Annotated in this window: 20 protein-coding genes, 2 pseudogenes and 1 riboswitch; of the genes and pseudogenes, 11 read left to right on the top strand and 11 right to left on the bottom strand. The window is 54.2% G+C overall.

Translation table 11 applies throughout. The features are described 5' to 3' along the window. Window positions 1–2: 2 nt before the first annotated feature. The 7 genes and pseudogenes from ftsL to leuO form a co-directional block, all read right to left on the bottom strand. Window positions 3–368, bottom strand: a complete 366-nt coding sequence (gene ftsL / locus ACQ29O_RS04780) for a cell division protein FtsL (RefSeq protein ID WP_000625651.1) — start codon at window positions 366–368, stop codon at window positions 3–5. After that, the gene (rsmH, locus tag ACQ29O_RS04775) at window positions 365–1306 is read right to left on the bottom strand and encodes a 16S rRNA (cytosine(1402)-N(4))-methyltransferase RsmH (protein WP_000970444.1); all 942 of its coding nucleotides are present in this window, start codon (window positions 1304–1306) and stop codon (window positions 365–367) included. Before rsmH ends, ftsL begins: the two co-directional genes overlap by 4 nt. 1 nt (window position 1307) lies before the next feature. Then, window positions 1308–1766 carry a division/cell wall cluster transcriptional repressor MraZ gene (gene mraZ, locus ACQ29O_RS04770; RefSeq protein WP_000488294.1) on the bottom strand — a complete coding sequence of 153 codons (459 nt, stop codon included), beginning with the start codon at window positions 1764–1766 and terminating at the stop codon, window positions 1308–1310. A gap of 605 nt (window positions 1767–2371) precedes the next feature. Further along, complete coding sequence (cra, locus tag ACQ29O_RS04765; protein ID WP_000762406.1) at window positions 2372–3376, bottom strand: catabolite repressor/activator; 1005 nt, start codon at window positions 3374–3376, stop codon at window positions 2372–2374. A gap of 283 nt (window positions 3377–3659) precedes the next feature. Then, window positions 3660–4151 carry an acetolactate synthase small subunit gene (ilvN, locus tag ACQ29O_RS04760; RefSeq protein WP_001563086.1) on the bottom strand — a complete coding sequence of 164 codons (492 nt, stop codon included), beginning with the start codon at window positions 4149–4151 and terminating at the stop codon, window positions 3660–3662. Window positions 4152–4153: 2 nt separating this feature from the next. After that, window positions 4154–5877 (bottom strand): annotated as a pseudogene (gene ilvI, locus ACQ29O_RS04755) (acetolactate synthase 3 large subunit). Between the two features lie 321 nt (window positions 5878–6198). Next, window positions 6199–7143 carry a transcriptional regulator LeuO gene (gene leuO / locus ACQ29O_RS04750; RefSeq protein ID WP_001115420.1) on the bottom strand — a complete coding sequence of 315 codons (945 nt, stop codon included), beginning with the start codon at window positions 7141–7143 and terminating at the stop codon, window positions 6199–6201. Between the two features lie 656 nt (window positions 7144–7799). On the opposite strand from leuO, the gene leuL reads away from it, so the two are divergent. The 5 genes and pseudogenes from leuL (at window position 7800) to leuD (ending at window position 12655) form a co-directional block, all read left to right on the top strand. Beyond that, a complete protein-coding gene (leuL, locus tag ACQ29O_RS04745) occupies window positions 7800–7886 on the top strand; it encodes a leu operon leader peptide (RefSeq protein WP_001575587.1) in 87 nt (28 codons plus the stop codon). A gap of 87 nt (window positions 7887–7973) precedes the next feature. Further along, a pseudogene (gene leuA, locus ACQ29O_RS04740) lies at window positions 7974–9545 on the top strand (2-isopropylmalate synthase). Continuing rightward, entirely contained in the window at window positions 9545–10636 is a 1092-nt protein-coding gene (leuB, locus tag ACQ29O_RS04735) for a 3-isopropylmalate dehydrogenase (RefSeq protein ID WP_000042328.1), read from the top strand. The pseudogene leuA and the gene leuB overlap by 1 nt, the downstream one beginning before the upstream one ends. Window positions 10637–10638: 2 nt before the next feature. Beyond that, window positions 10639–12039, top strand: coding sequence for a 3-isopropylmalate dehydratase large subunit (gene leuC, locus ACQ29O_RS04730; protein ID WP_001140625.1), 1401 nt, complete (start codon window positions 10639–10641; stop codon window positions 12037–12039). A gap of 10 nt (window positions 12040–12049) precedes the next feature. Beyond that, window positions 12050–12655, top strand: coding sequence for a 3-isopropylmalate dehydratase small subunit (gene leuD / locus ACQ29O_RS04725; RefSeq protein ID WP_000818268.1), 606 nt, complete (start codon window positions 12050–12052; stop codon window positions 12653–12655). 53 nt (window positions 12656–12708) lie between these two features. Here the strand turns inward: leuD and ACQ29O_RS04720 are convergent, their stop codons facing one another. Then, on the bottom strand, window positions 12709–12990 hold the full coding sequence (locus ACQ29O_RS04720; protein WP_000755258.1) for a DUF5339 family protein: 282 nt from the start codon (window positions 12988–12990) through the stop codon (window positions 12709–12711). Window positions 12991–13308: 318 nt separating this feature from the next. Then, a complete protein-coding gene (sgrT, locus tag ACQ29O_RS04715; protein ID WP_001248755.1) occupies window positions 13309–13431 on the bottom strand; it encodes a glucose uptake inhibitor SgrT in 123 nt (40 codons plus the stop codon). A gap of 92 nt (window positions 13432–13523) precedes the next feature. On the opposite strand from sgrT, the gene sgrR reads away from it, so the two are divergent. The 4 genes from sgrR (at window position 13524) to thiQ (ending at window position 18620) form a co-directional block, all read left to right on the top strand. Next, on the top strand, window positions 13524–15182 hold the full coding sequence (sgrR, locus tag ACQ29O_RS04710) for an HTH-type transcriptional regulator SgrR (RefSeq protein WP_001139043.1): 1659 nt from the start codon (window positions 13524–13526) through the stop codon (window positions 15180–15182). Window positions 15183–15228: 46 nt separating this feature from the next. Further along, window positions 15229–15328: riboswitch (TPP riboswitch) on the top strand. Window positions 15329–15359: 31 nt separating this feature from the next. Further along, window positions 15360–16343 carry a thiamine ABC transporter substrate binding subunit gene (thiB, locus tag ACQ29O_RS04705; RefSeq protein ID WP_000915328.1) on the top strand — a complete coding sequence of 328 codons (984 nt, stop codon included), beginning with the start codon at window positions 15360–15362 and terminating at the stop codon, window positions 16341–16343. After that, window positions 16319–17929, top strand: coding sequence for a thiamine/thiamine pyrophosphate ABC transporter permease ThiP (thiP, locus tag ACQ29O_RS04700; protein ID WP_000235640.1), 1611 nt, complete (start codon window positions 16319–16321; stop codon window positions 17927–17929). Before thiB ends, thiP begins: the two co-directional genes overlap by 25 nt. Further along, entirely contained in the window at window positions 17913–18620 is a 708-nt protein-coding gene (gene thiQ, locus ACQ29O_RS04695; protein WP_000915980.1) for a thiamine ABC transporter ATP-binding protein ThiQ, read from the top strand. Before thiP ends, thiQ begins: the two co-directional genes overlap by 17 nt. Window positions 18621–18658: 38 nt before the next feature. On the opposite strand, the gene ACQ29O_RS04690 is transcribed toward thiQ, so the two are convergent. Next, window positions 18659–19426, bottom strand: coding sequence for a DedA family protein (locus ACQ29O_RS04690; RefSeq protein WP_001148372.1), 768 nt, complete (start codon window positions 19424–19426; stop codon window positions 18659–18661). 118 nt (window positions 19427–19544) lie between these two features. Beyond that, the gene (gene araC, locus ACQ29O_RS04685; protein WP_000852387.1) at window positions 19545–20390 is read right to left on the bottom strand and encodes an arabinose operon transcriptional regulator AraC; all 846 of its coding nucleotides are present in this window, start codon (window positions 20388–20390) and stop codon (window positions 19545–19547) included. A 339-nt stretch (window positions 20391–20729) separates the two neighbouring features. Here araC and araB point away from each other — a divergent pair, with 339 nt between their 5' ends. Further along, window positions 20730–22439 carry a ribulokinase gene (gene araB / locus ACQ29O_RS04680; protein ID WP_000951811.1) on the top strand — a complete coding sequence of 570 codons (1710 nt, stop codon included), beginning with the start codon at window positions 20730–20732 and terminating at the stop codon, window positions 22437–22439. 10 nt (window positions 22440–22449) lie between these two features. Continuing rightward, window positions 22450–23952 carry an L-arabinose isomerase gene (gene araA / locus ACQ29O_RS04675; RefSeq protein WP_045161034.1) on the top strand — a complete coding sequence of 501 codons (1503 nt, stop codon included), beginning with the start codon at window positions 22450–22452 and terminating at the stop codon, window positions 23950–23952. Window positions 23953–23975 lie beyond the last annotated feature (23 nt).

Genomic DNA, 23975 nt, shown 5'->3' with positions numbered 1-23975 from the left:
CCTTATTTTTGCACTACGATATTTTCTTGGGACGGATCAACATGCTGCATTTGCAGCTTTTCCGTTGCGATCCGCTCCACCCGGCTGTGATCGCCGAGCGCATTTTCTTCAAGGATCAGGTTGCGCCATTCAATGTCCAATGCATCGCGCTCCAGAACCAATTGTTCACGCTGCGCGGTGAGTAAACGAGTATGGTGCGCCGTCGTGACCACCGTCACCGCCGTTAAAATGATGCAAATGAACAAGCAGAGTGGCAGCTTCCCGAACCGCAAAAGATCGTCACCGATCACGCCAGGCAAGGCATGGCGCTCGTTGCTTCCTATCGATCCCTTCACTTTGCTTAGGGCTTCTGTCACTCTGCTGATCATGCGTTCGTCCTCTCTGCGATACGCAGAACTGAACTACGGGCCCGAGGATTTTCAGCTACCTCTTTTTCACCCGGCATCAACTTGCCTAACGCTCGTAACTCACGACCGCCCAGTTTTTTGAGCTGCGCTTCCGTCATCGGTAATCCCGCCGGTACCTGCGGACCGCGGCTTTGCTCACGCATAAAGCGTTTCACAATACGGTCTTCCAGCGAGTGGAAACTGATGATTGAAAGCCGCCCGCCTGGAGCCAGTACGCTGAGCGAGCTTTTTAGCGCCTGCTCTATCTCCTCCAGTTCACTGTTTACCCAGATGCGCACCGCCTGGAAGGTACGGGTCGCGGGATGTTTGAATTTGTCTTTTACCGGGGTCGCCGCCGCAACCACCTCCGCCAGCTCTTTGGTGCGGGTCATCGGCTGTTCGCGATTGCGCTCAACAATGGCGCGAGCAATACGTTTGGCAAAACGCTCCTCGCCGAATGTTTTCAGCACCCAGGCGATATCCGCCTCCTCCGCCGTTTGTAACCACTCGGCGGCAGACTGGCCGCGCGTCGGGTCCATTCGCATATCCAGCGGACCGTCGCGCATAAAGGAAAAACCGCGCTCCGCATCGTCAAGCTGCGGAGAAGATACGCCAAGATCGAGAAGGATCCCGTCAATCTTGCCGGTAAGCTCGCGCTCGGCTACATAATCAGCCAGCGCGGAAAAAGGTCCATGAATGATGGAGAAGCGAGGATCATTAATGGTCTGCGCAACGGCGATCGCCTGCGGATCGCGATCGATCGCCAGCAAGCGCCCCTCTTCGCCCAGTTGCGAGAGGATCAGGCGCGAGTGGCCGCCGCGACCAAATGTGCCATCAATATAGATACCATCCGGACGAATATTCAGCCCATTAACGGCTTCATCCAACAGTACCGTAGTGTGTTTAAAATTTTCCATCATCTTATAGAGACAAGTCCTGCAGCCGCTCCGATAACGTTTCGGTAGCTGACTGTTCAGCGTCGATATCTTCCTTGACCTGTTGATACCAGGTCGTTTCATCCCACAGCTCAAATTTGTTGAACTGTCCAACCAGCATCACTTCTTTCGTCAGTCCGGCATGTTGCCGCAGAACTGGCGCGATCAGTAATCGACCTGCACCATCCATCTGACATTCGCTGGCATGGCCCAACAGTAAACGCTGTACGCGACGTTCTACCGGGTTCATGCTCGACAGACGAGATAACTTTTGCTCAATAATTTCCCATTCAGGCAGGGGGTAAAGCAGCAGGCATGGGTGATGGATGTCAATGGTACATACCATTTGACCGGTAGCGCTCTCGATCAGTTGCTCCCGATAACGGGTCGGCACGGTCAGGCGCCCTTTACTGTCGAGATTGACTAACGTTGCCCCCCGGAACATGCCAGTCTCACCCCTTCTTACCACTTTATCCCACAAATTCCCACTCGAAGGAGTTTACGGAGCGGAGGAAAAGCTTGTCAAGCAAGTCACAACGCTTACCTAAGTAAAAAAGCCAATGTTTACGGCGAATATCTGCGTTGATTAATTTCCACCCAGCGTGCAAGTCAAATTAACGTTATGAATATTTGTAAGAAAAAAACCAAAGACCCACCGCCGTTTAAAACGGACTCAATATAATCCGAGAAAAATATAAAGTGTCAGTTTGCGACGCGAGCGGCATTTTAGGACATATTGCACCGTGTTAACAGTGCCTGTTTAACGTGTGCAGCGCCTGCTATACCAGCGCCTACGAGCGACTGTCGCGCCAAAGACAAAAAGTGGCTGTTAATTCGACGATTTCTTGTCTGCTTGTAACAAAACAAGACAAAGGAAAAGACTCGTTACGTCTTAATTAGTGGAATATGGACGATTTCGGACAAAAGAAAGGTAATAAAAAAGAATTTTCGGATAATTTTAAGGAATAGTCTTAATTATTTAAGGGATATTTTTACTGATACGCATTTGTTTGACGGCGGCAGAAGAGAGTGTCTTTTACCGCCGGTCCTTTAGCTACGGCTCAGAATGCCGCGACGATACAGGTTTCGCCGAATACGCGTTAAGCCGGGTTTCGGTTTACGCGGTTCATCAAGACTTGCCAGCACAATCTCCAGCACGCGTTCCGCGACATCACGATGACGCTGCGCCACCGCCAGTACCGGGCATTGCAGAAAATCCAGCAGCTCATGATCGCCGAAGGTCGCAATCGCCAAATCCGAAGGCAGTTTTCCATCGCGCCGCAGCGTAACGTCCATCACGCCCTGTAATAGCGCGAATGATGTCGTAAAGAGCGCCTGCGGCATAGGATGCGTTTCCAGCCATTTCTCAAACAGCTGCGCGGCGGCTTCGCGCTCATAGCTGTTGGCATATAAGAAATTCACCTCCCGCGGATCGTCTTTCCATGCGGTGCGGAACCCCTGCTCGCGCAGGAAACTGACGGACAACTCCGGCAGCGCGCCCAAATAAAGCACCGTTTCCGCCGGGAATTTACGCAGCTCTTCCGCCAACATCTCGGCATCATCCTGATCGGCACCGACCACGCTGGTGAAATGTTCGCGATCCAGCGCGCGGTCGAGCGCGACGATGGGGAACGGATCGTTGGCCCAGCGCTGATAGAAGGGATGCTCCGGCGGTAACGAAGTTGAAACAATGATTGCATCCACCTGGCGTTGCAAAAGGTGCTCAATGCAGCGCATTTCGTTATCCGGCTGATCTTCAGAACAGGCGATCAGCAGTTGGTAGCCACGCTGGCGTGCCTGGCGCTCAAGATAGTTTGCGATACGGGTGTAGCTCGTGTTTTCAAGGTCCGGGATCACCAGACCAATGGAACGTGTGCGTCCAGCACGCAGCCCGGCAGCCACAGCGTTAGGATGGTAATTGTGCTCACGCACTACCGCCATGACTTTTTCTACGGTTTTGTCGCTCACGCGGTATTGCTTTGCTTTACCGTTTATAACGTAGCTTGCAGTTGTGCGCGAGACACCGGCCAGCCGAGCGATTTCATCCAGTTTCACAATTGCCCCTTGTGTAAATTGTACAAACCATAACCTTTATGTCGGCATGGGTTAAAATCGTTAACATCTAAGCGCAGTTTGATCACTCCGGCAACCGCTTTTATTCCGGGTTACCACGGATTTCGCAAAAAAAAGCCCAACCGGTGATATTGGGTTGGGCGATAATTCCTGTTGGCTGATATCCGGCAAACCTGCCTGATGGCGCTACGCTTATCGGACCTGGGCCAGATATCAGCCTGTAGACCGGATAAAACGCAACCGCGTCGTCATCCGGCGAATCTGCTCAGCGCATAATCTTATCGCCGCGCGAAAGCCCGACGACGCCTGAACGCGCCACTTCAACAATTTTCGCCACGTCGCGCAGCGAGGCCAGAAAAGCATCCAGTTTATCGCTGGTGCCCGCCAGTTGAACGGTATACAGCGTTGGCGTGACATCAATAATCTGACCACGGAAAATTTCCGTATTACGCTTCACCTCTTCCCGTCCGTAGCCGCTGGCCTGGATTTTCACCAGCATGATTTCCCGCTCAACGTGCGCTCCCTGTCCCAGCTCGCTGACGCGCAGCACATCAACCAGCTTGTGCAGTTGCTTTTCAATTTGCTCAAGCACTTTTTCATCGCCTACCGTCTGGATAGTCATGCGCGACAACGTCGGATCGTCTGTCGGCGCGACGGTCAGGCTTTCAATATTATATCCGCGTTGCGAAAAGAGGCCGATAACCCGCGATAACGCCCCAGATTCGTTTTCCAGTAATACCGATAAAATCCGGCGCATCATCAGGTCCTCTCCGTTTTGCTTAACCACATTTCGTCCATCCCGCCCCCGCGAATCTGCATCGGATAGACATGCTCGCTGCCATCAACGGTGACATCGACGAACACCAGTCGGCTATTACGCACATGCTCAAGGGCTTCGCTGAGTTTACTTTCCAGCTCATCCGGGTGGTTAATCTGCAGCCCGACATGGCCATATGCTTCCGCCAGGCGCACAAAATCCGGTAACGACTGCATATAAGACTGAGAATGGCGACCGGAATAGATCATATCCTGCCACTGTTTTACCATCCCCAGATAACGGTTGTTCAGGTTCAGAACCAGTACCGGCAGTTCATACTGTAAGGCTGTCGACAGCTCCTGAATGTTCATCTGTATACTGCCATCGCCGGTCACGCAGACCACCATTTCTTTCGGCAGGGCCATTTTAACGCCCAATGCAGCCGGTAGGCCAAAACCCATCGTGCCGAGCCCGCCGGAATTAATCCAGCGACGTGGCTTATCGAACGGGTAATAGAGAGCGGCAAACATCTGGTGTTGTCCTACATCGGACGTCACGTACGCATCGCCCTTCGTCAGACGCCAGAGGGTTTCAATCACCGCCTGGGGTTTAATGCTTTCGCTTTCCGCGTCATATTTCAGGCACTGACGGGCGCGCCAGCTCTCTATCTGCTGCCACCAGTCGCGAATATCATCCTGCGGCTGAGACGGCGCATCCTGCGCCAGTAGCTCCAGCATTTGTTCCAGTACCAGGCGGGCATCGCCCACCACCGGGATATCAGCGTTAACCGTTTTGGATATGGACGTCGGGTCAATGTCGATGTGTAATACCGTCGCGTTCGGACAATATTTAGCGAGATTATTCGTCGTGCGGTCGTCAAATCGTACGCCAACAGCGAAAATCACGTCGGCGTTATGCATGGTCATATTGGCTTCATAAGTGCCATGCATTCCCAGCATTCCTAACGACTGGCGATGAGTAGCAGGAAACGCGCCCAGTCCCATTAATGAAGAGACCACCGGCAGGTTAAAGGTTTCAATGATGTGGCGCAACGGCGCATAGCAGGCCGCGCTTATCGCCCCTCCCCCAACGTAGACCACCGGCTTTTTTGCCGACGCCAGCGTTTGCAAGGCACGCTTAATTTGTCCTTTATGTCCTGATGTTGTGGGATTGTAAGAGCGCATACTGACCGTCTCCGGCCAGGCATACGGCATTTTTTCGCCGGATTCAAAATATCTTTCGGCAAATCCACGACCACCGGCCCAGGACGTCCGCTTGCCGCCAGCCAGAAGGCCTTTTTAAGCACCAGGGGAATATCTTCCGTCTGTTTGACCAGGAAGCTATGTTTGACCACCGGTCGGGAAATCCCCGCCATGTCGCACTCCTGAAAAGCATCATAGCCAATCAATGAGGTGGCGACCTGGCCGGAAAGAATCACCAGAGGAATGGAATCCATATAGGCCGTAGCAATCCCGGTAATCGCATTGGTCGCTCCCGGTCCGGAAGTCACCAGCACCACGCCAACGTCGCCAGTGGCTCGCGCCAGGCCATCCGCCATATGCACCGCGGCCTGCTCATGACGCACCAGCACATGATCGATCCCTCCAACGGTATGTAGCGCATCATAAATATCAAGCACTGCGCCTCCAGGATAGCCGAACACCTGCTTTACGCCTTGATCGATAAGCGATCGGACGACCATCTCGGCTCCAGACAACATCTCCACGGCTTGCCTCCACTTTATACCTGTCATCACGGTTTGACGGACACCTTAACCGCTCGCTATCACGCCTGGCAATTGGGTGGAATGACGTAAAGATGGGGAAGGTTAGAATAATCAGGAGGCAAGAAGAGAAGAAATGGAGAAATACTCCGTCTGAATCACACCAGGTAATAAATAATCGCTTATAAATGCAGACTTACAGCAATTCATCTATTTTTCACAACGACGAAAAGAATCGCTCACCGTTAATTCAGCATAAAATTTTTTATATACGCTAAAAAGCAGAATAAACCAGAATTTGTTTCTGATTTATTCTGCCCGGTTTTATCGCTTACAAACAGAAACTAATAAATCTTCCATCCATTGGTGCCCTTTATCACGCCCAGCCGCTTCATGCCAGGAAAGGTAGCATGTCCGGCTATTCAGTTTTAAAGGCAACGGCAATATTTGCAGATCCAGCGATTCCGCAAACTCTTCCGCCAGCCAGCGCGGGGCAATAGCGACCAAATGCGTCTGCGAAACCACGTTCAGAACGCTGATAAGCGCCATGCCCTGATAAGCCACGCTCGACTGTTTATCCGGCGTGTCATACCACGGCTGACTAAATGACGCATAACGATCGAGAGAAACAACCGCATGTTGTTCATTATAAACATCGCCTTCCAGTAGCGGGCCGCTAATACGCGGGTGTTTTCGGCTGGCGACTAAAACCATTTCATCTTTAAATAGCGGTACGCTGGTAAACTCAGGACGACGGAATTCTTCATAACTAATAACGAACTCGGTTTCCTGATAGCGTAACTGATGCTCAGTATTCTGATTCAACGACGCTTTAAAAACGACATGAATATTTGGCGCAATTTTTTCTACACGATTATAAATCTGTGACGTCAGGATATTATCCAGCGGACTGCACACGCAAAGATTGAATACACGTTCGCTGCTGGTCGGCTCAAACCCCGATCCCGGCAATTCATTTTGCACCAATTGTAACGCCTGACGGACTGAACCAAATAACTGAAATGCACGGGCAGTCGGCTGAATTCCTCGTCCATATCGAACAAAAAGTTCGTCATTAAACATAACCTTCAGACGCGCTACGGCGTTACTGACCGCAGGCTGCGACATTCCCAGCGTGTGGGCGGCGCGCGTAATATTCTGCTCTTGCATTACCGCATCGAACACGGTCAATAGGTTCAAATCAACCATGCGAAGCTGTGGTTTGCCCATATCTAAAAGATGCGGCTTTTCGGTTTTGACCTCTGGCATATTTAACTCCACTGTCACGCTTAACTCCCTTTTTCTGGCTGAAGGCAGAAATAATTCCTGAAAATATGATTTACCATGCATATAAAATAAGAAAAAGGGAAAGCGTTAAAATTCGGAAAACATAAAGACGCTGACAGAGACAAATAGAATGCCAGCGCAAGCATAATGTGTCCTGAGTCACACCATTGCGATTCATAATGTTTAAATTACGCAAGCAATATAACCATAACTATGGCGAATACACAATCATACACCAAGTGAATGATCATTTAAGTTTCAATTAAATGTTTATATTATTAATAGCTAAAAAGTTAACATTAATTTATCAATAACTTTATCCTTATCCATTAAGTAAACAAGGTTATTTGTTAAAATATAAAACAAATCAAAAAGATAAACCAAACCTTTAGCATACCTTTAACAGGCCATTCCCCTAACCAATTTGCAAACAAAAATGCCTAAATATTTCAAACAATGAAAAGTATGAATGTCCACTCGTTCTTTTATCCTTTATTGGACGCGCAGCCCAGCACAATTAGCTAAAGTACGTATCCGGATATCGTCAACAAAATGCAATGGCGACAGAAAATAGAGTTGACATTAAACGGCATATCCAGTACCACTAAAAGCATAACGCATTCGCTGGAGCTGAATTAATGTCACATATCGTTCGTTTCACTGGGCTACTACTACTCAACGCATTTATTGTGCGCGGTAGACCGGTGGGCGGCATTCAACATTAAGTCAGCTCGAAGTCAAACAAAACCCGCGCCGTTGCGCGGGTTTTTTTATGCCTGACGCAAGGCGCCCCTGGAGACAAGGACCACATCATGAGCCAGCAAGTCATTATTTTTGATACGACCTTACGCGACGGCGAACAAGCGTTACAGGCCAGCCTGAGCGCGAAAGAGAAGCTGCAGATTGCCCTGGCCCTTGAGCGCATGGGTGTTGATGTCATGGAAGTGGGCTTCCCGGTCTCTTCTCCGGGTGATTTTGAATCCGTCCAAACCATCGCCCGCACCATTAAAAACAGCCGCGTTTGCGCCCTGGCGCGTTGTGTAGAAAAAGACATTGACGTCGCGGCACAGGCGCTGAAGGTCGCCGACGCGTTTCGCATCCATACTTTTATCGCCACCTCGCCAATGCACATCGCCACCAAACTGCGCAGCACGCTGGATGAGGTCATCGAACGCGCGGTATACATGGTTAAGCGGGCGCGTAATTACACTGATGACGTAGAGTTCTCCTGCGAAGATGCTGGCCGGACGCCTGTTGACGATCTGGCGCGCGTGGTGGAAGCCGCTATAAACGCCGGCGCGAGAACCATTAATATTCCCGATACCGTGGGCTATACCATGCCGTTTGAGTTCGCGGGAATCATTTCCGGCCTGTATGAACGTGTCCCCAATATCGACAAAGCTATCATCTCCGTTCATACCCACGACGATTTAGGGATAGCAGTAGGCAACTCGCTGGCGGCAGTACATGCGGGCGCGCGTCAGGTTGAAGGCGCGATGAACGGTATCGGAGAACGTGCCGGTAACTGCGCACTGGAAGAAGTGATCATGGCGATTAAAGTGCGCAAAGACATCATGAATGTACACACCAACATCAATCACCACGAAATCTGGCGCACCAGCCAGACCGTCAGCCAGATCTGTAACATGCCGATCCCGGCCAACAAAGCGATTGTCGGCAGCGGCGCTTTTGCCCACTCTTCCGGCATCCACCAGGATGGCGTCCTCAAGAACCGCGAAAACTATGAAATCATGACGCCAGAGTCCATCGGTCTGAACCAGATACAGCTGAACCTGACCTCCCGCTCTGGCCGTGCCGCCGTGAAACATCGCATGGAAGAGATGGGTTACAAGGACACAGACTACAACATGGATCACCTGTACGACGCGTTCCTGAAGCTGGCGGACAAAAAAGGCCAGGTGTTCGACTATGACCTGGAAGCGCTGGCGTTTATTAATAAACAGCAAGAAGAACCAGAGCATTTCCGTCTGGATTACTTCAGCGTGCAGTCCGGCTCCAGCGATATCGCCACTGCTTCCGTGAAGCTGGCCTGTGGTGAAGAGATCAAGGCCGAAGCGGCGAACGGCAACGGCCCGGTCGACGCCATCTATCAGGCGATTAACCGCATCACTGGCTACGACGTTGAGTTGGTTAAATACGACCTGAACGCCAAAGGCTAGGGCAAAGACGCGCTGGGTCAGGTCGATATCGTCGTGAACCATCATGGTCGCCGCTTCCACGGCGTCGGGCTGGCGACGGATATCGTCGAATCCTCCGCCAAAGCGATGGTGCACGTACTGAACAATATCTGGCGCGCCGCCGAAGTTGAAAAAGAATTGCAACGCAAAGCTCAAAATAAAGAGAACAACAAGGAAACCGTGTAATGTCGAAGAACTATCATATTGCCGTACTGCCGGGCGACGGTATCGGCCCGGAAGTCATGGCGCAAGCCCTGAAAGTTATGGATGCGGTACGCAGCCGTTTTGATATGCGTATAACCACCAGCCACTATGACGTCGGCGGTATTGCTATCGACAATCATGGTCATCCACTGCCGAAAACCACCGTTGAAGGGTGCGAGCAGGCGGATGCCATTCTGTTTGGCTCCGTCGGCGGCCCGAAATGGGAAAATTTGCCCCCGGAAAGCCAGCCAGAGCGCGGCGCCCTGCTGCCGCTGCGCAAACATTTCAAATTATTCAGTAACCTGCGTCCGGCGAAACTGTATCAGGGACTGGAAGCATTTTGCCCGTTGCGCGCCGATATCGCCGCTAACGGTTTCGATATCCTGTGCGTGCGCGAGCTGACCGGCGGGATCTATTTCGGACAGCCAAAAGGCCGCGAAGGCAGCGGTCAGTACGAAAAAGCCTTTGATACCGAAGTTTATCACCGCTTTGAGATCGAGCGCATTGCCCGTATCGCCTTTGAATCGGCGCGTAAACGCCGCCGTAAAGTCACCTCTATTGATAAAGCCAACGTACTTCAAAGCTCTATCCTGTGGCGTGAAATCGTCAATGATGTCGCGAAAACGTATCCCGATGTGGAACTCGCGCACATGTATATCGATAACGCCACCATGCAGTTGATTAAAGACCCGTCGCAGTTTGACGTACTGCTGTGCTCTAACCTGTTCGGCGACATTCTGTCCGACGAATGCGCCATGATCACCGGCTCAATGGGGATGTTGCCCTCCGCCAGCCTGAACGAGCAAGGGTTTGGCCTGTATGAACCGGCTGGCGGCTCCGCGCCGGATATCGCCGGGAAAAATATCGCCAATCCAATTGCGCAGATCCTGTCGCTGGCGCTGCTGCTGCGCTACAGCCTGGATGCCAACGATGCGGCAACAGCCATTGAACAGGCGATCAATCGCGCATTAGAAGAGGGCGTTCGCACCGGCGATTTAGCCAGGGGCGCTGCCGCAGTCAGTACCGATGAGATGGGCGATATTATCGCCCGCTATGTCGCAGAAGGGGTGTAATCATGGCCAAAACGTTATACGAAAAATTATTTGATGCCCACGTGGTCTTTGAGGCGCCAAACGAAACGCCGCTGCTGTACATCGACCGCCACCTGGTGCATGAAGTCACCTCTCCGCAGGCGTTTGACGGTCTGCGCGCGCACCATCGTCCGGTACGTCAGCCAGGGAAAACCTTCGCCACGATGGATCACAACGTCTCGACGCAGACTAAAGACATTAATGCTTTCGGTGAAATGGCGCGTATCCAGATGCAGGAGCTGATTAAGAACTGTAACGAGTTCGGCGTCGAGCTGTATGACCTGAATCACCCATATCAGGGCATCGTCCATGTGATGGGGCCGGAACAGGGCGTCACCCTGCCGGGCATGACCATCGTCTGCGGCGACTCCCACACCGCCACCCACGGCGCGTTTGGCGCGCTGGCCTTCGGCATCGGCACTTCTGAGGTAGAACATGTACTGGCGACGCAAACCCTGAAACAGGGGCGCGCTAAAACCATGAAGATTGAAGTCACGGGCAACGCCGCGCCGGGCATTACCGCCAAAGACATCGTGCTGGCGATCATCGGTAAAACCGGCAGCGCCGGCGGCACCGGGCACGTGGTTGAATTTTGCGGCGACGCGATCCGCGCGCTGAGTATGGAAGGCCGCATGACGCTGTGCAATATGGCGATTGAGATGGGCGCCAAAGCCGGTCTGGTCGCCCCGGATGAAACCACTTTTAACTACGTAAAAGGGCGTTTGCACGCGCCGAAGGGCCGCGATTTTGACGAAGCCGTCGAGTACTGGAAAACGCTGAAAACCGATGACGGCGCGACCTTTGATACTGTCGTCACCCTGCGAGCAGAAGAGATCGCGCCGCAGGTGACCTGGGGCACGAATCCGGGCCAGGTGATTTCCGTCACCGACATCATCCCCGATCCCGCCTCTTTTAGCGATCCGGTTGAGCGCGCCAGCGCCGAAAAAGCGCTGGCTTATATGGGCTTACAGCCGGGCGTACCGTTAACGGACGTTGCTATTGATAAAGTCTTTATCGGCTCTTGTACCAATTCGCGTATTGAAGATTTGCGCGCGGCGGCGGAAGTCGCCAAAGGGCGCAAAGTTGCGCCTGGCGTGCAGGCGCTGGTGGTGCCGGGTTCAGGTCCGGTGAAAGCGCAGGCGGAAGCGGAAGGTCTGGACAAGATCTTTATCGAAGCAGGATTTGAATGGCGCTTACCGGGCTGTTCCATGTGCCTGGCCATGAATAATGACCGCCTGAACCCGGGCGAGCGCTGCGCCTCCACCAGCAACCGTAACTTTGAAGGCCGTCAGGGCCGCGGGGGTCGCACGCATTTAGTCAGCCCGGCGATGGCCGCCGCTGCCGCCGTTACCGGCCACTTCGCCGACATTCGCAGCATCAAATAAGGAAACTACCATGGCAGAGAAATTTACCCAGCATACCGGCCTGGTTGTCCCACTGGATGCCGCCAACGTCGATACCGATGCAATTATCCCTAAACAGTTTTTGCAGAAGGTTACGCGCACCGGTTTTGGCGCCCATCTGTTTAACGACTGGCGCTTCCTGGACGAAAAGGGCCAACAGCCAAATCCGGAATTCGTGTTGAACTTTCCGGAATATCAAGGCGCGTCGATTCTGTTGGCGCGGGAAAACTTTGGCTGCGGCTCGTCACGCGAACACGCGCCGTGGGCGTTGACCGATTACGGCTTTAAAGTGGTGATCGCGCCAAGCTTCGCCGACATCTTCTACGGCAACAGCTTTAACAACCAACTGCTGCCGGTAACCCTGAGCGACGCACAGGTCGATGAGCTGTTTGCTCTGGTGAAAGCCAATCCGGGCATTAAATTTGAAGTGGATCTGGAAGCACAGGTGGTGAAAGCAGGCGATAAGACCTACAGCTTTAAAATCGACGACTTCCGCCGCCACTGCATGTTGAACGGTCTGGACAGCATTGGGCTGACGCTGCAGCACGAAGACGCGATTGCCGAGTACGAAGACAAGCAGCCTGAGTTTATGCGTTGATACCAAAACGACCAGCAATAAGCGATACTCATCGCTTATTGCTGGTATCTATCTTATTTTAATCCCAGAGCCTGTTTAATCTGAACCATTGACGCCAGAGCCTGCTTACACGCAGCATCCTGGTCAGATGCAGCTACAGTTTCCAACTGTTTTTTTGACGCTTCGAGTTGAGGCTTCATCGCGTCAAATTGCTGTTTTGCCTGTTCACTCGTTGCTGCAGCCTGCTCAACCAGGGCATCAATATCATTAAAATATTGCTGACAACTTTCAGCCATTGCCGCGAAAGAGGAATTGGACATAGCAAAAAGCGCTGCAAGCAAAAAAACCTTTTTCATTATCATTCCTTTGTACTAAACACGTTAAAGCACCATGCGATAACGCGTATAAGATTAGCGATGATAAAAATAAAAAAAGTCTGTTTCAGTACCATGCAAAATGGCGCTTGTCACGCAACATTACACGTCTTTTACTCGCCCGGTCATCACCTGCGTGACCACAGAAACCGCCGTATAAATCCCGTTGAGACGCCGTCCCATCGTCGTCATCCAGAAACAGCCGAAATAAAAAAAGCCAGCAGATATTATCTGCTGGCGGGTGATTTTAGGCTATCGCCTACACCAATACTCAGTCACACATGATGTCTGCAATTGGCTTCAATCGGTCGCCTCCCACTGCATCAGTTCCGCTAGCATTTTTAAGCGCTGCGGCGCGCTCAGGCAAGCCAGCCAGGACGTTTTTTCCGTCGCGGCAAAATATCTCAACCAGAACTGGCGCATAGTGACCTCTTCCTCTTGCTTCATCGAAAGATATTATTGGCCTAATATAGGGATAATAAAATTGCTGAGTTTTTCATCGGAGTTCCCCTTTTATGCCCTCAGGTCGCCTGCAACAACAATTTATCCGTCTCTGGCAATGTTGTGACGGTAAAACGCAAGACACCACGCTTAATGAGCTGGCGGATCTGCTGAACTGTTCGCGTCGCCATATGCGTACGCTGCTAAATACGATGCAGGCGCGCGGTTGGCTAACATGGGAAGCTGAGGTTGGACGCGGAAAGCGTTCGCGTCTGACGTTCCTGTATACCGGACTGGCGCTGCAACAGCAGCGGGCGGAAGACCTGCTGGAACAAGATCGAATCGATCAACTGGTACAACTGGTCGGCGATAAAAGCGCTGTCAGGCAAATGCTGATTTCCCATCTGGGACGCAGCTTCCGCCAGGGGCGGCATATTCTGCGGGTTCTTTACTATCGTCCGATGCACAATCTCCTGCCGGGAACCGCATTACGTCGCTCGGAAACTCATATTGCCCGGCAAATTTTCAGTTCGCTCACGCGGGTAAATGAGGAAAACGGGGAACTGGAAGCGGACATTGCGCACCACTGGCAGCAAATTTCCCCTTTACTGTGGCGCTTCTACCTGCGCCCCGGCATTCATTTTCATCATGGCCGCGAGCTGGAGATGGAAGATGTCATCACCTCGCTGACGCGTATCAATACGCTTCCGCTTTACTCGCACATCACAAAGATAGACTCCCCTACCGCGTGGACGCTGGATATTCATCTTTCCCAGCCGGATCGCTGGTTGCCGTGGCTGCTGGGCCAGGTCCCGGCGATGATTTTGCCGCGGGAGTGGGAAACGCTGGCTAATTTCGCCAGCCACCCTATCGGCACCGGGCCTTATGCCGTGCGGCGTAATACGCCAAACCAGCTCAAGATACTCGCCTTTGATGATTACTTCGGCTATCGGGCGTTGATAGACGAAGTGAATGTCTGGGTACTGCCGGATATCAGTGAAGAACCGGCCTGCGGCTTGATGCTGGAAGGGCCGATACAAGGCGGTGAAAAAGCGATAGAAAGCCGACTGGAAGAGGGGTGCTATTACCTGCTATTCGACGCCAGAACGCCGCGCGGCGCGCATCTGCAGGTCAGAGAATGGGTAAGCCACGTCCTCTCCCCCACCAATTTACTCTATCATGCCGATGAACCGCTACAGCAGCTCTGGTTCCCGGCCTATGGGCTTTTACCGCGCTGGCATCACGCCCGTCCAGGCCCGGGCGAAAAACCCGCCGGGCTGGAAACCCTCACGCTGACCTTCTATCGCGAACACATTGAGCACCGGGTTATCGCCCGTATCATGAGCGCGCTTCTGGCTGAACATCAGGTGCATCTGCATATTCAGGAGATCGACTACGATCAATGGCACGCCGGCGACATCGAAAGCGATATCTGGCTCAATAGCGCTAACTTTACGCTGCCGCTGGATTTCTCGCTGTTCGCGCACTTGTGCGAAGTACCGCTCTTGCAGAACTGCATTCCGCGCGACTGGCAGGACGACGCCGCGCAGTGGCGCGCTGGCGAGATGAACCTGGCGAACTGGTGCCAGCAACTGCTGGCCAACAAAGCGATTGTGCCGTTGATCCACCACTGGCTGATTATCCAGGGACAACGCAGTATGCGCGGGCTGCGCATGAATACCCTCGGCTGGTTTGATTTTAAATCGGCGTGGTTTGCGCCGCCAGATCCTTAACGCCAGCTCTTGATTGCTGCCCGGCAACAAAATCACTACACTAACGCCGAACTCAACGGGGTGCCGCGCTCATGCGCGCGCTGAGAAAATACCCGTCGAACCTGATCCGGATAATGCCGGCGAAGGGATTTGAGGCTACCTCTCAAGTCCTTTGCCACTCTTTAACTGAGGTGCAAAGTGTTAAAAAAATATCTTCCGCTTTTACTCCTGTGCGCGGCGCCTGCTTTCGCCAAACCCGTTCTCACCGTCTATACCTACGACTCGTTCGCCGCCGACTGGGGGCCAGGCCCGGCGGTGAAAAAAGCGTTTGAAGCCGATTGCAACTGCGAGCTGAAACTGGTGGCGCTGGAGGATGGCGTTTCGCTGCTCAACCGCCTGCGGATGGAGGGGAAGAACAGCAAAGCCGATGTGGTGTTGGGGCTGGACAATAATCTGCTGGAAGCGGCCACGCAAACTAAACTCTTTGCCAAAAGCGGCGTGGCGAATGAGGCGGTCAAGGTGCCCGGCGGCTGGAAAAACGACACATTTGTGCCGTTCGATTACGGCTATTTCGCCTTTGTCTACGATAAAAGCAAGCTGAAAAATCCGCCGAAAAGCCTGAAAGAACTGGTCGAGAGCGATCAAAAATGGCGGGTAATTTATCAGGACCCGCGTACCAGTACGCCAGGGCTGGGGCTGTTACTGTGGATGCGCAAAGTCTATGGCGATAACGCGCCGCAGGCCTGGCAAAAACTGGCGGCCAAAACGGTGACGGTGACGAAAGGCTGGAGCGAGGCCTACGGCTTATTTCTGAAAGGTGAAAGCGATTTGGTGCTCAGTTACACCACCTCTCCGGCGTATCACATTATTGAAGAGAAGAAGGACAATTACGCCGCCGCGAACTTCAGCGAAGGCCATTACTTACAGGTAGAAGTCGCGGCGCGTACCGTCGCCAGTAAGCAGCCGGAACTGGCGGAGAAATTCCTCAAATTTATGGTTTCTCCGGCGTTTCAGAACGCCATACCCACCGGCAACTGGATGTACCCGGTAGCGGACGTCTCCTTACCAGCAGGGTTTGAATCATTGGCCAAACCCGCCACAACGCTGGAATTCACGCCGCAACAAGTGGCAGCACAACGCCAGGCATGGATTAGCGAATGGCAACGCGCCGTCAGCCGTTAATTCCCGGCTGGCTGATTCCGGGGCTGTGCGCCGCCGCGCTGATGATAACCGTCTCGCTGGCGGCCTTTCTGGCGCTTTGGCTGAACGCGCCGTCGGGCGCGTGGTCGACAATCTGGCGGGATAGCTACCTGTGGCATGTGGTGCGCTTCTCATTCTGGCAGGCGTTTCTGTCCGCAGTGCTGTCTGTGGTCCCGGCGGTTTTTCTCGCCCGCGCGCTTTATCGACGCCGTTTTCCTGGACGTCTGGCGCTGCTGCGTCTGTGCGCCATGACGCTGATTCTGCCGGTACTGGTTGCCGTGTTCGGTATTCTTAGCGTGTATGGCCGTCAGGGCTGGCTGGCCTCGCTGTGGCAGATGCTGGGGCTTCAGTGGACATTCTCCCCCTACGGCTTGCAGGGCATTTTACTGGCGCACGTCTTTTTTAACCTGCCAATGGCGAGCCGTTTGTTGCTGCAATCTTTGGAAAGCATTCCCGGCGAGCAGCGCCAGCTCGCCGCCCAGCTCGGTATGCGCGGCTGGCATTTTTTCCGTTTTGTCGAATGGCCGTGGCTGCGCCGCCAAATTCCGCCCGTCGCGGCGCTGATTTTTATGCTCTGCTTCGCCAGTTTCGCAACGGTTCTGTCGCTCGGCGGCGGCCCGCAGGCCACCACTATCGAACTGGCTATCTTTCAGGCGCTTAGTTATGACTACGATCCCGCCCGCGCGGCGATGCTGGCATTAATCCAGATGGTCTGCTGCCTGGCGCTGGTACTGCTAAGCCAACGGCTGAGCAAAGCGATTGCGCCGGGGATGACGCTGACGCAGGGTTGGCGCGATCCTGACGATCGTCTCCACAGCCGTCTGACGGACGCCTTATTAATCGTGCTGGCGCTGCTGCTGCTGCTTCCGCCGCTGGTCGCCGTGGTGGTCGATGGCGTCAACCGCAGCCTGCCGGAGGTGCTGGCGCAACCCATTCTGTGGCAGGCTGTCTGGACATCGCTACGCATTGCGCTGGCGGCGGGCGTTCTGTGTGTGGTGCTGACCATGATGCTACTGTGGAGTAGCCGCGAGCTACGCCAACGCCAGCAAGTCTTCGCCGGACAAACGCTGGAACTCAGCGGGATGTTGATCCTCGCGATGCCGGGGATCGTGCTGGCGACAGGCTTCTTTTTACTGCTCAATAGCAGCGTTGGCTTACCGGAATCCGCCGACGGCATCGTGATTTTCACCAATGCGCTGATGGCAATCCCCTACGCGCTAAAAGTCCTGGAAAACCCAATGCGCGATATTACCGCCCGTTATGGAATGCTGTGCCAGTCATTAGGAATTGAAGGCTGGTCGCGGTTAAAGGTCGTGGAACTGCGGGCGCTGAAACGTCCGCTGGCGCAGGCGCTGGCGTTTGCCTGCGTACTTTCTATCGGTGATTTTGGCGTCGTCGCGCTTTTCGGCAATGACAATTTCCGCACGCTGCCGTTTTATCTGTATCAGCAGATCGGCTCCTACCGCAGCCAGGACGGCGCGGTGACCGCGCTGATACTGCTGCTGCTCTGCTTTACGTTATTTACCCTCATAGAGAAACTACCGGGCCGACATGCTAAAACTGATTGATATCACCTGGCTTTACCATCATTTGCCGATGCGTTTTACGCTGGCGGTAGAACGCGGCGAGCAGGTGGCGATTCTTGGCCCCAGCGGCGCGGGGAAAAGCACGTTGTTGAATTTAATTGCCGGTTTTCTTGCGCCTACCAGCGGTACGCTACTGATTGCCGGCGACGATCATACGCTTACGCCGCCCTCACGCCGTCCGGTCTCAATGCTGTTTCAGGAGAATAATTTATTCAGCCACCTGAATGTGCAGCAAAATATCGGTCTGGGGCTAAACCCTGGGTTAACGCTCAACGCCAGCCAGCGGGAAAAACGGGACGCTATCGCACATCAGATGGGCATTGAGAGTCTGATGACGCGTTTACCGGGCGAACTGTCCGGCGGCCAGCGTCAGCGGGTAGCGCTGGCGTGCTGCCTGGTACGTGAACAGCCGGTACTGCTGCTGGATGAACCGTTCTCCGCGCTCGATCCCGCGCTGCGCCAGGAGATGCTGACGTTGGTCAGCGATATCTGCCGCGAGCGACAGCTCACGCTGTTGATGGTCTCGCACAGCGTGGAAGATGCGGCGCGAATTGCGCCCCGGTCAATCGTCGTGGCCGACGGACGCATTGCGTGGCAAGGCAAAACAGACGAGCTACTAAGCGGTCAGGCCAGCGCCTCAGCGCTATTGGGCATCAAATCCCATCTTTTGTAGGCCGGATAAGGCGAAGCCGCCATCCGGCAAAGGAATCGTTAGTAACCCACAACTTTGCGCAGAATATCGATATATACCGGCATCAGCGGGTGGCGAATCAGCACCACCAGCGCGACCACGCCGCTCCCGAGCGTCAACGGCGCCAGATACAGCAAACGGCTGCGGGGGAGATACGCGGTTAAACGATCGACTGCCGCTTTGCCGCTGCGCCACAGCCGCCAGCATAGCCAGCCTCCGACCCACAGCAGCAACGCCGTAGCCAGCAGCAGCCATTTGAAATCTCCGCTCTGCATATCAGAAGGAATATCGATTGCCGCTCCCGCCAGAATGCCCGGCAGGAAATAAAACGGTGGCCACAGCAAACAGCCAATCAAGTTTGGCCCAATAAATTTCGCCACGGGAAGATCCAGCATCCCTGCCACCATCGGCACCAGCGGCCTCGTCGGACCGACAAAACGTCCGACCAGGATCGTGAACATACTGTGCTGATGCAGCGCGTGTTCGGTTTTATCCAGCAGCGACTTGTTTTTTTTCATAAAAGACCAGCGGTGTAGCGGCTTTTTAAAGCGCCACCCCAGCCAGAACGAAATCCAGTCGCCCATCAGACAGCCGATAATACCCACCAGCCAGGCATGCCAAAAATTGAGCTCGCCGCTGCCGATAAGCGCGCCCAGCCCCGCCATCAGTACCGTGCCGGGTAAAATCAACCCCACCAGCGCCAGCGATTCCAGGAAGGCGACCAGCAACACGGCGATAAGCGAATACAGAGTGGATTGGGTGATAAAATGTTCCAGCAGTGCTTGCATAGTGTGTCCGTCAGCGTGATGAAGCAGGGATTCTGCTTACCCCGTCCCCCTTCGTCAAGCCGTCAATTATCCGAATAGTTACGGCTTATGACATCTTTGTGGACACATCATTCACTTTTTATTCACATCCGGCCCTGAACTCGCTAGGACTTGCCCCGGTGCATTTTTTAAATACCCGCGAAAAATAGAGCTGATCGTCAAATCCAACATTGCGCCCAACGGTCGCTATCGGCATTCGCGTGGTGCTAAGCAGGAGTTTCGCCTGGCTGATACGCTGATCTTCGCGCCAACTCAATACGCTAATGCCTAACTGCTGGCGGAACAGATGCGATAACCGGGAGGGCGACAGGCAGACATGCTGGGCGACGCTGGCGATATCAAAATGGCTGTCCGCCAGATGGTCGCTGATATACTGGCAGGCATCGCGCACACGGCTATCCATCGGCGGATGCAACGACTCATTAATTACCGCCATACGTCTGAGCAACAACTGCTCCAGCAGATTGATCGCCAGTAGCTCAGAATAGCGGCCTTCCCCTTGCCCGGCGCTGATGATCTGCCCGAACAGTTCGCTGAAATGCGGCTGGCGCGCCTCGTCCGGGCGGAAAAATCCTGTCTGGGCAAAGATTGTCGGCCAGGTCAGCCACTCCTGCCAGTAGGCGCGAGGCCGGAAATAAACCCACTGGTGATACCACTCGCTGGCGTCCGGATGCCGTCCATAGTGATGAATCTCGCCCGGCGGAAACAATAATATATCTCCAGGCCGACAGACAAACTGCTCGCCATTATTATTAATGACGCCCTCTCCGCGGATGGTCAGGTTAAGAATATATCCCTTCATGCCCAACGGACGATCGATAAAAAAATCCAGATATCCATTCGCTTCAATTGGCGTCAGCCCGGCGACCAGATGGGCATTAAATGAATATCCCGGCAATAGCGGATCATTTTGCGTTTCAGCCATGATTTCTCTACCCCCGATGTTCAGAGAAGAAACAAATTGTCCATATTGACCAGGACGACAGAGCTTCCGTCTCCGCAAGACCTTGCGCTTGATGAAAGCACGTATCAACCCCGCTTGTGAAAAGCGCTTTGTAACAAAAGCGTACAGTTCAGGCGATAAAATTAAGTAACAGAAGTGTCTATAACTATGGCTGGAATGTCCACATTGAATATTTGCACAGCGTCACACTTTGCAAAGCATTAGCATTTTTGTCCATAAGATTAGCGGATCCTGCCTGACGGTTTTTGCCGCGACTCTCTACTGTTTCTCCATACCTGTTTTTCTGGATGGAGTAAGACGATGGCAATTGCAATTGGCCTCGATTTTGGCAGTGATTCAGTGCGCGCTCTGGCAGTGGACTGCGCCACCGGCGACGAGATCGCCACCAGCGTAGAGTGGTATCCACGCTGGCAAGAAGGCCGTTATTGCGACGGCCCGAACAACCAGTTCCGTCATCATCCGCGCGACTACATGGAGTCAATGGAGGCCGCGCTGAAAGCCGTTCTGGCACAATTAAGCGCCGCGCAACGCGCAAATGTCGTTGGCATTGGCGTTGACAGCACCGGTTCTACGCCAGCGCCGATTGACGCCGACGGTAACGTCCTGGCGCTGCGTCCGGAGTTCGCCGAGAACCCGAATGCGATGTTTGTGCTGTGGAAAGATCACACCGCGGTGGAAGAGGCCGACGAAATCACTCGTCTGTGCCATAAGCCAGGTAAGGTCGACTACTCCCGCTATATTGGCGGCATTTACTCCAGCGAATGGTTCTGGGCGAAGATTCTGCACGTCACCCGCCAGGATAGCGCCGTCGCGCAGGCCGCCGTCTCGTGGATTGAACTGTGTGACTGGGTGCCGGCGCTGCTTTCCGGCACCACTCGCCCGCAAGATATCCGCCGTGGCCGCTGCAGCGCCGGGCACAAAACACTGTGGCATGAAAGCTGGGGCGGTCTGCCGCCCGCGAGCTTCTTTGATGAACTCGATCCGTGCATTAACCGTCATCTGCACTACCCGTTATTTAGCGAAACCTTCACCGCCGATCTGCCCGTGGGCACCCTGTGCGCCGAATGGGCGCAGCGCCTCGACTTGCCGGAAAGCGTAGTGATTTCCGGCGGCGCGTTCGACTGCCACATGGGCGCGGTCGGCGCGGGCGCACAGTCCAATACGCTGGTAAAAGTCATCGGCACGTCTACCTGCGACATTCTGATTGCGGATAAACAGAGCGTCGGGGATCGCGCCGTGAAAGGCATTTGCGGTCAGGTTGACGGCAGCGTGGTGCCGAACTTTATCGGTCTGGAAGCGGGGCAATCTGCTTTCGGCGACATCTACGCCTGGTTTAGCCGCGTGTTGAGCTGGCCGCTGGAACAACTTGCCGCGCAGCACCCGGAACTGAAAACCCAGATTAACGCCAGCCAGAAGCAGCTACTGCCAGCGCTCACCGACGCCTGGGCGAAAAATCCGTCCCTGGATCACCTGCCGGTGGTGCTCGACTGGTTTAACGGTCGCCGCACGCCAAACGCTAATCAGCGTCTGAAAGGCGTCATTACCGATCTCAATCTCGCCACCGACGCGCCAGCGCTGTTTGGCGGTCTGGTCGCCTCGACCGCCTTCGGCGCGCGCGCCATTCAGGAGTGTTTTACCGAGCAGGGTATCGCGGTCAATAACGTGATGGCGCTTGGCGGCATCGCCCGTAAAAATCAGGTCATTATGCAGGTCTGCTGCGACGTACTGAATCGTCCGTTGCAGATCGTCGCTTCCGACCAGTGTTGCGCATTAGGCGCCGCTATCTTTGCCGCCGTTGCCGCGAAAGTCCATGCCGATATTCCTGCCGCCCAGCAAAGCATGGCGAGCGCGGTAGAACGCACTCTGCGTCCCCGCCCTGAACAGGCGCAACGCTTCGAACGGCTTTACCGCCGCTACCAGCAGTGGGCGCTAAGCGCAGAACAACATTATCTTCCGACTGCCGCGCCGGCGCCAACGACCCCGGCCAATCAGGCAATCCTGACTCATTAAGGACACGACAATGACGATTTTTGATAATTATGAAGTATGGTTTGTGATTGGCAGCCAGCATTTGTATGGCGCAGAAACCCTGCGCCAGGTCACCCAACATGCCGAGCATGTGGTCAACGCGCTGAATACCGAAGCTAAACTGCCATGTAAACTGGTATTAAAACCGCTGGGCACCTCGCCGGATGAGATTACCGCCATTTGTCGTGACGCCAATTATGACGATCGCTGCGCGGGGCTGGTGGTCTGGCTGCACACCTTCTCCCCGGCCAAAATGTGGATCAACGGGCTGAGTATCCTTAACAAACCACTACTGCAATTCCATACCCAATTTAACGCCGCCCTGCCGTGGGACAGCATCGATATGGACTTTATGAACCTGAACCAGACTGCGCACGGCGGCCGCGAGTTCGGGTTTATCGGCGCGCGGATGCGCCAGCAGCACTCGGTCGTCACTGGCCACTGGCAGGATAAAGAGGCCCATACGCGTATCGGCGCCTGGATGCGCCAGGCGGTCTCTAAACAGGATACCCGCCAGCTAAAAGTCTGCCGCTTCGGCGACAATATGCGTGAAGTCGCAGTGACTGACGGTGATAAAGTGGCCGCGCAAATCAAATTTGGCTTTTCGGTCAATACCTGGGCGGTCGGCGATCTGGTGCAGGTGGTGAACGCAATTAGTGACGGCGATATCAACGCTCTGATTGACGAGTATGAAAGCAGCTATACCCTGACGCCCGCCACCCGGATCCACGGCGATAAACGCCAGAACGTGCGGGAAGCGGCGCGCATTGAACTCGGTATGAAGCGTTTCCTGGAACAGGGCGGATTCCACGCCTTTACGACGACATTTGAAGATTTGCACGGCCTGAAACAACTTCCGGGTCTGGCCGTACAGCGTCTGATGCAACAGGGCTACGGCTTTGCGGGCGAAGGCGACTGGAAAACCGCCGCTCTGCTTCGCATTATGAAAGTAATGTCAACCGGTCTGCAGGGCGGCACCTCATTTATGGAGGATTACACCTACCACTTCGAGAAAGGCAACGATCTGGTGCTCGGCTCGCACATGCTGGAAGTGTGTCCCTCCATCGCGGTGGAAGAGAAACCGATCCTCGACGTCCAGCACCTCGGCATTGGCGGCAAGGAAGATCCGGCGCGTTTGACTTTCAATACCCAAACCGGCCCGGCGATCGTCGCCAGCCTGATCGACCTCGGCGATCGTTACCGCCTGCTGGTCAACTGCATTGACACCGTAAAAACGCCGCACTCCCTGCCGAAACTGCCGGTGGCTAACGCGCTGTGGAAGGCGCAGCCGGATCTGCCGACCGCCTCCGAAGCATGGATTCTGGCTGGCGGCGCGCACCATACCGTCTTCAGCCACGCGCTGGATCTGAACGATATGCGCCAGTTTGCAGAAATACACGATATCGAAATCGCGGTGATTGATAACGATACCCGTCTGCCAGCCTTTAAGGACGCGCTGCGCTGGAACGAGGTGTATTACGGGTTCAAACGTTAATCGGTGAAACGAATTGCCCGGTG

This window comes from Salmonella sp. GDC200615, assembly GCF_050574145.1.
GTDB classification, from domain to species: Bacteria; Pseudomonadota; Gammaproteobacteria; order Enterobacterales; family Enterobacteriaceae; genus Salmonella; species Salmonella enterica.
This window is presented reverse-complemented; position numbering and strand designations above follow the sequence as displayed.